Origin of the sequence: Gordonia sp. NPDC062954 (genome assembly GCF_044543825.1) — a bacterium.
GTDB lineage: Bacteria > Actinomycetota > Actinomycetes > Mycobacteriales > Mycobacteriaceae > Gordonia > Gordonia tangerina.
Genome location: NZ_JBITWL010000009.1, coordinates 302 through 10,906 on the forward strand (window position 1 = coordinate 302; position 10,605 = coordinate 10,906).

A 10,605-nucleotide genomic window follows, 5' to 3' on the forward strand; every position below is an offset into this window, starting at 1 on the left:
CGTACGAGACCACACCAGAACGGCCTTACACCCGCGAGACCACCCTCCGCTGGTCGAGTAGCGACCGAGGCGCCAGCCGAGGCCGCGTATCGAGACCACACCAGAACGGCCTTACACCCGCGAGACCACCCTCCGCTGGTCGAGTAGCGACCGAGGCGCCAGCCGAGGCCGCGTATCGAGACCACCGCCGCCGTGGCACACCGTCTACAGCTGCACCTGCGCCAGGATCGGTGTCGTCGGCTGCGGCGACCCGCCCTCCGGTTCCACGGTGACCGCCAGAACCGTTGCCGAGTCGAGGTTCTCGACCAGCGTCGGATCGTCGGCGCCCGTCGACGGGATGAGACCCGCCGACACCGGTTGATCCTCCTTGCCGACCAACCAGAGTTGGAACTCGCGGTCGGAAGCAATGGGGTTGTTCAGATCACGCAGCAGTGCCACAGCCTGATTGCGCTCGCGTGAGGTGACGACCGACATGGTGCCGCGATCATCGTCGAGCTGTTGTGCGGCGAGTTGGGCGTCCGGTGCGGTCAGCACGTCGAGTGCCTGCTGCCCCGCAGCGGTCACCGTGGGCGCCGCCGGGTCCGGTGCGGTACCGCGTCCGATCACCACTCCGGCGCCGAGCGCCACCACGATCGCTGCTGCCGCGGCGGCGATCACCGCGGCCCGTCGGCGGCTGCGTGCTCGGTCGATCGGAATCGGCGCGGGCGCCGAATCGGCCGTCATATCACCGCTGGGTCCGTCGGACGATACAGCGTCACCACGCCCGTCGGACACCGCAAAGACATGGTCGAGCACCCGCGCACGCAGGTCACCCGGGGCATCGATTGCATACGAACTCGCGAATTCCACCATCGCCGCGCGCGTCTCGGCAACTCGCGTGTGGTAGATGCGCCGCTCGACCTCGCTCAGGTCCGCCAGTTCACGTTCCACGCGGTCGTGTTCGGTGGGCGGCAGTACCGCGACGGCATACAGTTCGATGTGATCGTCGAGCCAGTCGGTGTCAGACATGATCTCGACCTCTCAGACAATTGCGAAGCTTGCGAAGTCCGTCGCGAATACGCGTCTTGATGGTGGGCAGCGGAGTCGACATGTGTTCGGCGACCTCCGGATAGGTCAAGCCGCCGAAATAGGACATCTCGATGCTGTCACGCTGCAGGACACTCAGCGTGTTCAGACACGTCCGCAGTTCGGTGTTCTCTTCGCGGGCCACCACGATCTCCAACGGCACCGCCGACGCGGGCGCCTGATTGCTCGACTCGTATTCGGTGGCCTTGCGGTGATGCACCTCCTCGGATCGGACCCGATCGACAGCGCGCCGATGAGTGATGGTCATCATCCAGCTGATCACCGAGCCACGGCCGGGGTGATACTGGTCGGCCTTCTGCCAGAACTGCAGATAGGCCTCCTGAACGATCTCCTCCGCGTAGTTCCGGTCCCGGACGACGCGCAATGCCAGGCCGTAGACACGGCCGCTGGTGAGGTCGTACAAGCGGGTGAATGCACCGCGATCGCCGAGCGCGGAATCCGCGAGCAGGGTACGCAGGAGATCGGGATCGTCGGCCGCCCCCGTGGATGTCATCCCTCCACGGTAGCCAAAGCGGTCCGGGGCAGACCGGGATCACGGCGGGAGAACAGCACCGGAGGATCGCCCGCTAGACTTGGGCAGCCACCCAGCCATGGGTTTTCGGCGAGTGGGGGTTTTCGGCGAGTGGGAATGGATTGGGGCATCGTGGGGAGACATCAGCGTCTGATCGTCGGGATGTTGTCGGTGATTGCGGCGGTCGTCGCAACGGTGGGTGTGGGTACGGCATCGGCCGCACCGGCATCGCGCATCGTGAGCACCTATGACGACGATCCGCAGCAGGTCACGCTGCTCGTCTACTCGGCGGCGATGAACAAGAACATCCCGGTCACCGTGCTCACTCCCCGTGATCGGTCCACGCCCAGCCCCACGCTGTATCTGCTCAACGGTGCCGGCGGCGGCGAGGATTCGGCGACGTGGGACGCACGTACCGACTACAAAGAGTTCTTCGCCGACAAGGATGTATACGTCGTCACACCGATCGGCGGCGCCTTTTCGTACTACACCGACTGGCAGCGCGACGACCCGGTGCTCGGCCGCAACAAGTGGCAGACCTTCCTGACCAAGGAACTGCCCCCGCTGATCGACGCGCAGTTCAACACCACCGGGCGCAACGCCGTCGCCGGCATCTCGATGGCCGGCACGACGGTGTTCAACCTCGCCATCGCCGCCCCCGGCCTCTACCGCTCGGTGGCCGCATTCAGCGGATGCGCCCGGACCAGTGACCCGGTGGGTCAGCAGTACATCCGGTTCGTCACCGCCGACCGTGGCGGCGGCAACCTGGAGAACATGTGGGGTCCCCTTGACGGGCCGGGGTGGCGCGCCAACGACCCGTATCTCAACGCCGAGAAGCTGCGGGGCACCAAGATCTACATGACCTCGGGCACCGGGCTGCCCGGCACCCACGAACGCCTCGAGGACCCCTTTGTCCAGGGTGATCCGTTCTTCCTCGCCAATCAGGCCCTACTGGGTGGCGCGATCGAGGTGGCGATCGATCAGTGCACGCGTCAGATGGCCGGCCGCCTCGCCGAGCTGCGCATCCCCGCCGACGTCACGTTCCGAAACACCGGAACCCATTCGTGGGGCTACTGGCAGGACGACCTGCACCGGACCTGGCCGCAGATCGAACGCGACCTACGCTGACTTCCCCGGGTTCCCCACCCCCGGGGGACTCACCAGCTGTCGAGGCTGGTGTAGCCGTCCTGTAGTGCGCGGGCCAGCAGATGCGCCTTGGTCGGCGCTTCCCGGCCGACACCGGAGTACTTGGCGCGGATACGGGCCAGGTGGGTACTCACCGTCGACGCGGAGATGAACAGCGCAGTCGCCGCCTCCTCCTTCGACTCAGCCGCCAGCCACGCGAGCAGGACCTCGACCTCGCGCGACGAGAGTTCCGGTCGTCGTGGGTCGGGCATCGTACCTTCCGCTTGACGGTAATCCGACAGTCGTGTCACCCGCGCGTTCAGCCCCACGGCGGCAGGCTGGGCCATATCGTCGGGACCCGCTGGGCGGGCGGGTGTCGAGCGGCCCGGATACGGCGTATGCGAATGCGCGGTCATCTGTCTTCCTTCGCTCGGCACCAACATTTCCCGCTGATGCGGGCGCTCCAGTCCCCCGACAAGACCGCACCACAGAAACAGCAGGTTAGGCGATCACCGCCGCGCGGTGTAGACCCAGAACTGGGGACACCGATGCCCGTCAGGTCCAGCGCATAGAGTCGGAGCCAGCGCTCCGGGCCGCGGCGATGTATGGATTCACCCACGCGTACCGAGTGAGACGGGATGTGACATTCACCCCGCCTTACTCAGGTGTGCGCCCGATACCACCTCTGCGTGAGGATCGGTCCGGTGCCGGGGCGGGCCGTCGGCCGGGGAGGGGCAGCCAACCGTCCTCGACCGCGCGCTTGAACAGATCGAGCTTGGTCCGGGTGGGACGCCCCGCGGCGGCGTACTTCTGCCGGATTCGCTTGAGGTACTCGTTCACCGTTTCCGCGGTCACCCCCAGAGCGGCACCGACTCCGGCCGACGTCTCGCCGGAGGCGTACAGGGTCAGCACCCGCTGCAGCTGTGGACTCAGATCGACCGCGGCGAGGTCGGGGTCGGCATCGATGGCTGCCGCCCACTCGGTGGTCAGCACCGCATGTCCGGAAGCCGCCGTTCGGATCGCATCGACGATCTCACCCTCCGAAGCGGATTTGAGGACCACGCCAAGAGTGCCCGCCCGCGCGGCGGAACGGAGCAGATCCGGGTGTTCCCCCGAGGTGTAGACGACGGTCCCGATGCCCTCTTCGGTGAGCCGGGCGACGTTCTCACCCGGGCTCGTGCCGTCGTCGAGCCGCAGGTCGAGGATGACGATGTCCATCGCGATACCCTGCGCCAGCAGTCCGTCCACTGTGGACGCCGAGCACACCAATTCCAGGTCGGGTTGGCGGTCGAGAATCCGTTCGATTCCCCACACCGGTGAGGGATGATCGTCGACCATCCCCACCCCGACCACCGACCGGTCCGCGGTTGCCACCCGTCCTCCCTCCGACCACCGGTATGCGCACGCGCAACGCCCAGAGTGCCGACGACCCGACGTCACCAACGCCTTCCGACAACCTTGTCACAGCGCCGCGAGTGCGCGGTCGCCGATGGCGCGTAATTCGGCCGGATGTCCGACCCACCGAGCTCACCGGGTGGAACCGGCCCACCGCCGGTTCGGATCTGACATGCTGACGGAAGCAAATGAGAACATGTTCCAGTTTCGAGGAGACCTATCGATGTCCCAACCCGGGTCCACCCATGACGTCCTGGGCACCGCCGTCTCGATGCCGGTCGAGATCCGCAATGCTCGGTGTTTTGTCGCCGGATTCACCGCTGACGCCGCCGCGGTGGCCCACGCGATGCGGTCGGCTGGCCCGGCGGCGCCCGAGCTGCGGCCGTTGCGCCTGCGACCAGGCCGGACGATGTGCATGCTGGTCTTCGTCGACTACATCGACGGCGACCTGGGACCGTACAACGAGTTCGGCGTCTGCTTCCTGGTCGAGGAGCCCGGCCGGCCGGCCGCATCGCCGGCCTCCGCGTTGCGCTCGCTGGCCCGCGGCGACGCCCGTGCACTCATCCACCACCTGCCGGTCGACGGCGACTTCACCCTCGCCGCCGGCCGGGGCATCTGGGGCTTCCCCAAGACCCTCGCCGACTTCGACGTGGACCACGACTCCCCCACCCGCCACGGCAGGGTCTCCGCGGATGGACACCTCATCGCAGACCTCACCACCCGACGCGGCATCCCGGTGCCCGACAACGCGAAGGACACCGTGCTGAACGCGTACTCCCAACTCGACGGGGTGCTGCGGATGACGCCGTGGAAGCTGACGTCCACCGCCGGCACCCGCACCCGGTTGGGTGGTGCGCGCCTGACCTTGGGTGACCATCCGATCGCCGCCGAGTTGCGGACACTACGCCTGAGCCGGCGCGCGCTGATGACGACATCGGTGGATCGACTGACGATGACGTTCGAGGATCCGACAACCATCTCCTGAGCCCGGCGCCCCTTCCCGAGCCCCCGCCCCAGCAGACCGCAGGCCGAGTGAGGCGAACGTGTCGCTTTCCGCGACGTTCACCTCACTCGCCGACGACACCGGTCTCGCTACACTGACTCCGAGGAACCCGGACAACACGTGGAGCGGCCGCACCGATGAGCAACCTGGAGACGCGTCCCGACGAGATCGATTGTCGCTCAACTGTTCACCGCGGCGACGCGGGAGCCGAAGGGACCGTGACGGTCGAGGTGCTCGCCGCCCGCGACGTTCCGTTGGGCGGCCCGCGCGCCATGACGGTGCATCGCACCCTGCCTCAACGTCGCCGTTCGTTGATCGGCGCATGGTGTTTCGCCGATCACTATGGTCCCGACGATGTCTCGGCGACCGGCGGGATGGATGTGCCACCGCACCCGCACACCGGGTTGCAGACCGTGAGCTGGCTGTTCTCCGGCGAGATCGAACACCGCGACACCATGGGCAATCACGCGATGGTGCGCCCGGGGGAACTCAACCTGATGACCGCCGGACACGGAATCGCACACACCGAGGTGTCAACACCCGACACGACGATCTTGCACGGCGTTCAACTGTGGGTGGCGCTGCCCGAGTTCGCCGCCGACACCCCGCGAGATTTCGCCCACCACATCCCGTCGGCGTTCCACCACGACGACGTCGAGATTCGGGTATTCCTGGGCGAACTCCTGGGTGAGCGGTCACCCGTCCACACCTTCACACCCCTACTCGGCGCGGAACTGCGGCTGCCACCCGGCGCCCAGATCGAGCTACCGGTCACCACCGCACACGAGCACGGTCTGCTCGTGGACGCCGGGGTGATCCGCGTCGTGAATTCCGCGGCCGAACCCCTGCAACCGACCGAACTCGGCTACATCGGGCTCGGTGCGACGGCACTATGCCTGCGCAACGAGTCCGACGAACCGGCGCGCGTGATACTGCTCGGCGGCGCACCGCTCGACGAGCAGATCATCATGTGGTGGAACTTCCTCGGGCGCAGCCATGAGGACATCGTCGCGTTCCGTCAGCAGTGGACCGAGCACAGTGAACGATTCGGCCAGGTCGAGGGCTACTCCGGTGACGTCCAGCATCTGCCGGCGCCTACGTTGCCGAACAGCCGGCTGAGCCCGCGGCACAACATCCCGGGCCAGGCGTGAGCGACCGTCAGGGTTGCTGACCGAGCAGGCGCGCGAAGTTCGCGATACCTGCATCCTCGGCCGAGGACCGTACCCCGTTCTCGGTACGCTCCGGCTCGGGAGCCGGTACGCCCGGCGCGGATGGTCGACCCACCGCGGCCGCGAGTTCACCCGCCGCCCGCCGGATGCGATCGCCGAGCGCCGCAGTGTCGCCGGCCGCACCGGCCCAGTCCTGCGCTGCCGCGTACACAGCAGTCGGCAGCACGATCGCGCGCAGGTAGGCGAACAACGGACGCATGGCATGGTCGAGCACCATCGAGTGTCGTGGGCTCCCGCCGGTGGCGGCGAGCAGCACCGGGGTGCCCCCGAGCTTCTCCACGTCGACCAGGTCGAAGAACGACTTGAACAATCCGCTGTAGGACGCGTTGAAGACCGGCGTGGCGACGATGAGTCCATCGGCCTCGTAGAGCCGCTGCAACGCCTCGCGCACCGGGTCGACTGCGAATCCGGTGGCCATCGAACGGGCGATGTCGGTGGCGAGGTCACGAAGATCGATCACCGTCACGTCGACCGCACCAGCCCCGGTCCCGTCGTCGAGGGCTCCGACGACGGCCTCGACCAACCGATCCACGAGCAGGCGCGTCGACGACGGATCGCCCAGTCCGGCATTGACGGCGACGATCCGCCGGGGAGTCCGAGCCGCGGTCATACACTCGCCTCTTCGCGCGTGTCGCCGGCCGCGGCTGCGGTGCGCGCAGCCACCAGGGAGGCGTGGGTCGGGGCGTCGGGTACCGCGGCGGGTCGGCCGGCCTCGAAGCCGGCACGCAACTGCGGCAACACCTCTCCCAACTCGTCGAGCTGGGACAGCACCGTCTTCAGCGGCAGCCCCGCGTGGTCGACGAGGAACAGCTGTCGCTGGTAGTCGCCGAAGCTCTCCCGGAACGAGAGGGTCTTGTCCACGAACTCCTGAGGGCTCCCGACGGTCAGCGGCGTCTGCTCGGTGAAGTCCTCGAGCGAAGGGCCGTGACCGTACACCGGCGCGTTGTCGAAGTACGGGCGGAATTCCCGCACCGCGTCCTGCGAGTTCTTCCGGATGTAGAACTGGCCGCCCAGGCCGACGATGGCCTGCTCGGCTGTGCCGTGTCCGTAGTGCTCGAACCGTTCGCGATAGAAACCGATGAGTCGCTGGAAGTGTTCTTTGGGCCAGAAGATGTTGTTGGCGAAAAAGCCGTCACCGTAATACGCGGCCTGCTCGGCGATCTCAGGGCTGCGGATCGATCCGTGCCACACGAACGGGGCCACGGAGTCCAATGGCCGTGGCGTCGACGTGAACGACGTCAGCGGAGTGCGGAAGTTGCCCTCCCAGTCGACGACGTCCTCACTCCACAGGCGGTGCAGCAGGTGATAGTTCTCGATGGCCAGCGGGATGCCCTGCCGGATGTCCTGACCAAACCACGGATAAACCGGCCCGGTGTTGCCGCGCCCCAGCATCAGGTCCACCCGACCGTCGGCGAGGTGTTGCAGCATGGCGAAGTCCTCGGCGATCTTGACCGGATCGTTGGTGGTGATGAGCGTGGTGGCCGTGGACAGCTGCAACCTCTCGGTCTGGGCTGCGATGTAGGCGAGCGTCGTCGTTGGTGACGACGAGAAGAACGGCGGGTTATGGTGCTCGCCGAGCGCGAAGACGTCGAGGCCGATGTCCTCGGCCTTCTTCGCGATCTGCACGATCGCCTTGATCCGTTCGTGCTCGGTGGGCGCGACCCCGGTGGTGGGATCGACGGTGATGTCGCTGACGCTGAAGATTCCGAACTGCATTGTCGCGCCTCCTGCGCACTCGGCGGATGTGTCATTCAGTCTAACCGGACCACGGTCCGATTAATTCCGCGGTGCTGCCGCCCGACAACCATGAGTTAGTGTGGGCTTACTCAAGAGGAGGAGACGAAATATGAAGGTTCGCAAGCCCCTTGCCGCGGCAGTTCTCGCCGCCGCCACCGTCCTGGCCACGGCCGCCTGCTCCGAGGAGGCGTCGGACACGGCCAGCAGTGTTGCCAACGACGCGTCGGCGGCGGTCGCCTCGGCGGCCGGTGACGCAGCCAGCCAGGCCCGCGATGCCGTCAGCGGTGCGGTCAGTTCGGCGAAGGATGCGGTGATCGGACTGAGCACCGAGGACGCCCAGAGCACGCTGCGCACGGCGGTGGACCCGGCGAGCACCACCGAGCAGGTCGAAGGAGCCGTCGACACCAACAATCCGGAGACGATCAGCGCGCTGCAGACCTATGCCGAGACCTCCAGCGCCGCCGGCTACACGCCCGACGTGTACACGGTCAAAGAGGTGACTGAGCAAGGCTCGAGCACCGCGACGGCGACCGTTGCTGTCGCCAGCCCGCACGCCCCGGCACCGGTGGACATCCAACTGAATTATGTGCGTGTCGGCACCAACTGGAAGCTCACCGCGGACGCGGTCGACACGCTGACCAGCATGGGCGGTCAGCACGGCGGCTGAGCTTCAACCGATCATCGGCTTGCACCACGCTGTCGCCGCGTCCGGAACCCGGACGCGGCGATTGTCGTCGCACCTATCGTTATCGCTATGTGATGTTCTTCGGGTGCAGTGGAGGCAGAGCGTCGGGCAACCGTGCCCGGCAATCGTGCAGGACCAGCACCATGTAGACCCAGCACCGTGCAGCGCCGCGTTCGTTCGTGCAGTACTGGAGATCGAACAGAACCGATGATCGGCCACCCGTGGGCCGCCGGCCAGGAGGGTACGCCATGCGGGAGACCGATCACCCCACCGAGTCAATACCGCCCGCGTTGACCGATCGCATCGCCCGGTGGCCGCTCGAGAACATCGACACACAGCTCCCGGAGACCGGCGAATCCACAATCGAGACGTTGCGAGACCGGCCCGGCGCGACCGACGAATCGGCCGCCGTACCCGGTTCTATGTGGCCGCCCTCAGCGATGAATGCGAGTTGGCCACTCTCGGCGAGTAGCTCCGCGAACGACGCCCCGCTACCCCCGGTCGCCGACGTCTGGTACCCCGCTCCGGTTATGGCGACCGACTCGAGGCACCTGAACACGAACGGGATGAATGTCCCGGCACAGCCGAGTTCCCGGATGGCGACGACGGCGTTGGTCACGTCGATGATCTCGCTCCCACTGGCCCTCGTGGGTGTGGGAGCCATCCTCGGCTTCATCGCGACGACGCTGGGGGTGATCGCCCTGGTGCAGATCGCGACCGGCCGACGACCGGCGCCGGAGCCGAACCGCTATCGCGGCACAGGCCGGGCCGTGGCCGGCACGGTGGCGGGAATCGCGAGCATGATCATCGGCGCACCGATACTGCTGGTGATCTTGATGGTGCTCGCGATCGTTTGAGCGTCGATCGGACAGCGTCGGGGCGGCCCAGGCCGACCCCTACCCACAAGCGTGTCGGTGAAGTGGATCAGCTGACGGCGCGCAGGCGGCGACCTTCCCCGCCGCCGAGTTCGCGACCGAGCCACGCGACGATGTCGCTCATGACCCGGTTGCGCTCGGCGGCTCCGTCGATACGCGTGAGACCGGGCATGCAGTGGATGAGGCCGGCGTGGAATGCCGCGTCGTGCGACATGCCGTGGCGGTCCATCACGGAGCGGTACGAATCGATGGCCTCGTCGAGGGCACCGTAGGTGACGACATCGTCACCGAAGCGAACAGCAGTCAGGCGCGGGGTGATCTCGGCCCGCCGCCGGATGTCTTCGATCAAATCCAACATGTTCACAGTCGTTCCCCCGAACTCCGTGTTGTGACCCTGGCCACGTTGCCTCCCAGAATGGTTCTGGCGCCAGGTCCGTCTATATAGCTTGCCTTGCTAACGGCTCTTTGGGAACCGCGGACGCCAGATTGTGTGCGAATCCACAGGTCAGAGCAGATTCTCGGTACAACTCCATGTTACTGTTGTGACTCAAGTTGTTGGAGTGGCGAATAGTGCTTGATGTTCAAGCGTTATCCCGGCTACACAGCCTCGCGACGTCGTGGCCGGATGAGAGTCACGCGCGGCGCGCCGCGTCCGCGTCCATCGCCTCGATCAGACTCTTGGGACGCAGGTCGGTCCAGTTCTTCTCCACGTAGCCCAGGCATGCCGCCCTACTGTCCTCCCCGAACACCGTCCTCCAGCCGGCGGGGATGTCGGCGAAGGTCGGCCACAGCGAGTGCTGATTCTCGTCGTTGACCAATACGTAGAAGCGGCCGTTGTCGTCGTCGAAGGGGTTGGTCACGGGTGTCCTCCAAGGATCGTGGGTGGATAGTGCAGATGGATTGCGGGTGACGGATGTGGTGACGGTGCCGCTGCGGTGACGGTGTCGGTGCTGCGGCTC

13 protein-coding genes are annotated in these 10,605 nt (G+C 66.6%); 5 read left to right on the top strand and 8 right to left on the bottom strand.

The window, feature by feature from the left end; all coding sequences use genetic code 11:
• Positions 1-204: 204 nt before the first annotated feature.
• Both ACIGKQ_RS10905 and sigK read right to left on the bottom strand, forming a co-directional pair.
• Positions 205-1,008: an anti-sigma factor gene (locus tag ACIGKQ_RS10905; RefSeq protein WP_328712863.1), complete on the bottom strand. Its 804-nt coding sequence runs from the start codon at positions 1,006-1,008 to the stop codon at positions 205-207.
• On the bottom strand, positions 1,001-1,579 hold the full coding sequence (gene sigK, locus ACIGKQ_RS10910) for an ECF RNA polymerase sigma factor SigK (RefSeq protein ID WP_235725614.1): 579 nt from the start codon (positions 1,577-1,579) through the stop codon (positions 1,001-1,003). The genes ACIGKQ_RS10905 and sigK overlap by 8 nt, the downstream gene beginning before the upstream one ends.
• Before the next feature lie 180 nt (positions 1,580-1,759).
• On the opposite strand from sigK, the gene ACIGKQ_RS10915 reads away from it, so the two are divergent.
• On the top strand, positions 1,760-2,725 hold the full coding sequence (locus tag ACIGKQ_RS10915; protein WP_328713031.1) for an alpha/beta hydrolase family protein: 966 nt from the start codon (positions 1,760-1,762) through the stop codon (positions 2,723-2,725).
• 29 nt (positions 2,726-2,754) lie between these two features.
• On the opposite strand, the gene ACIGKQ_RS10920 is transcribed toward ACIGKQ_RS10915, so the two are convergent.
• Positions 2,755-3,069, bottom strand: a complete 315-nt coding sequence (locus tag ACIGKQ_RS10920) for a LuxR C-terminal-related transcriptional regulator (RefSeq protein WP_328713029.1) — start codon at positions 3,067-3,069, stop codon at positions 2,755-2,757.
• A 310-nt stretch (positions 3,070-3,379) separates the two neighbouring features.
• The gene (locus ACIGKQ_RS10925) at positions 3,380-4,060 is read right to left on the bottom strand and encodes a response regulator transcription factor (RefSeq protein WP_328713027.1); all 681 of its coding nucleotides are present in this window, start codon (positions 4,058-4,060) and stop codon (positions 3,380-3,382) included.
• Positions 4,061-4,340: 280 nt separating this feature from the next.
• Between ACIGKQ_RS10925 and ACIGKQ_RS10930 the strand changes: the two genes are divergently transcribed.
• Complete coding sequence (locus ACIGKQ_RS10930; RefSeq protein WP_328712861.1) at positions 4,341-5,102, top strand: acetoacetate decarboxylase family protein; 762 nt, start codon at positions 4,341-4,343, stop codon at positions 5,100-5,102.
• A gap of 155 nt (positions 5,103-5,257) precedes the next feature.
• Positions 5,258-6,271, top strand: coding sequence for a pirin family protein (locus ACIGKQ_RS10935; protein WP_287015705.1), 1,014 nt, complete (start codon positions 5,258-5,260; stop codon positions 6,269-6,271).
• Positions 6,272-6,278: 7 nt separating this feature from the next.
• Here the strand turns inward: ACIGKQ_RS10935 and ACIGKQ_RS10940 are convergent, their stop codons facing one another.
• Positions 6,279-6,959 (bottom strand): CE1759 family FMN reductase, encoded by a 681-nt coding sequence (locus tag ACIGKQ_RS10940; protein ID WP_287015704.1) that lies wholly within the window; start codon positions 6,957-6,959, stop codon positions 6,279-6,281.
• On the bottom strand, positions 6,956-8,065 hold the full coding sequence (locus ACIGKQ_RS10945) for an LLM class flavin-dependent oxidoreductase (RefSeq protein WP_266061517.1): 1,110 nt from the start codon (positions 8,063-8,065) through the stop codon (positions 6,956-6,958). Before ACIGKQ_RS10945 ends, ACIGKQ_RS10940 begins: the two co-directional genes overlap by 4 nt.
• A 130-nt stretch (positions 8,066-8,195) precedes the next feature.
• Between ACIGKQ_RS10945 and ACIGKQ_RS10950 the strand changes: the two genes are divergently transcribed.
• The gene (locus ACIGKQ_RS10950; protein ID WP_287015702.1) at positions 8,196-8,753 is read left to right on the top strand and encodes a DUF4878 domain-containing protein; all 558 of its coding nucleotides are present in this window, start codon (positions 8,196-8,198) and stop codon (positions 8,751-8,753) included.
• A 266-nt stretch (positions 8,754-9,019) separates the two neighbouring features.
• Complete coding sequence (locus ACIGKQ_RS10955) at positions 9,020-9,628, top strand: DUF4190 domain-containing protein (protein WP_396573616.1); 609 nt, start codon at positions 9,020-9,022, stop codon at positions 9,626-9,628.
• Positions 9,629-9,695: 67 nt separating this feature from the next.
• On the opposite strand, the gene ACIGKQ_RS10960 is transcribed toward ACIGKQ_RS10955, so the two are convergent.
• Together ACIGKQ_RS10960 and ACIGKQ_RS10965 are read right to left on the bottom strand one after the other, a co-directional pair.
• Positions 9,696-10,004, bottom strand: coding sequence for a hypothetical protein (locus tag ACIGKQ_RS10960; protein WP_235725595.1), 309 nt, complete (start codon positions 10,002-10,004; stop codon positions 9,696-9,698).
• 274 nt (positions 10,005-10,278) lie between these two features.
• Entirely contained in the window at positions 10,279-10,506 is a 228-nt protein-coding gene (locus tag ACIGKQ_RS10965) for an MbtH family protein (RefSeq protein ID WP_235725594.1), read from the bottom strand.
• Between the last annotated feature and the right edge of the window lie 99 nt (positions 10,507-10,605).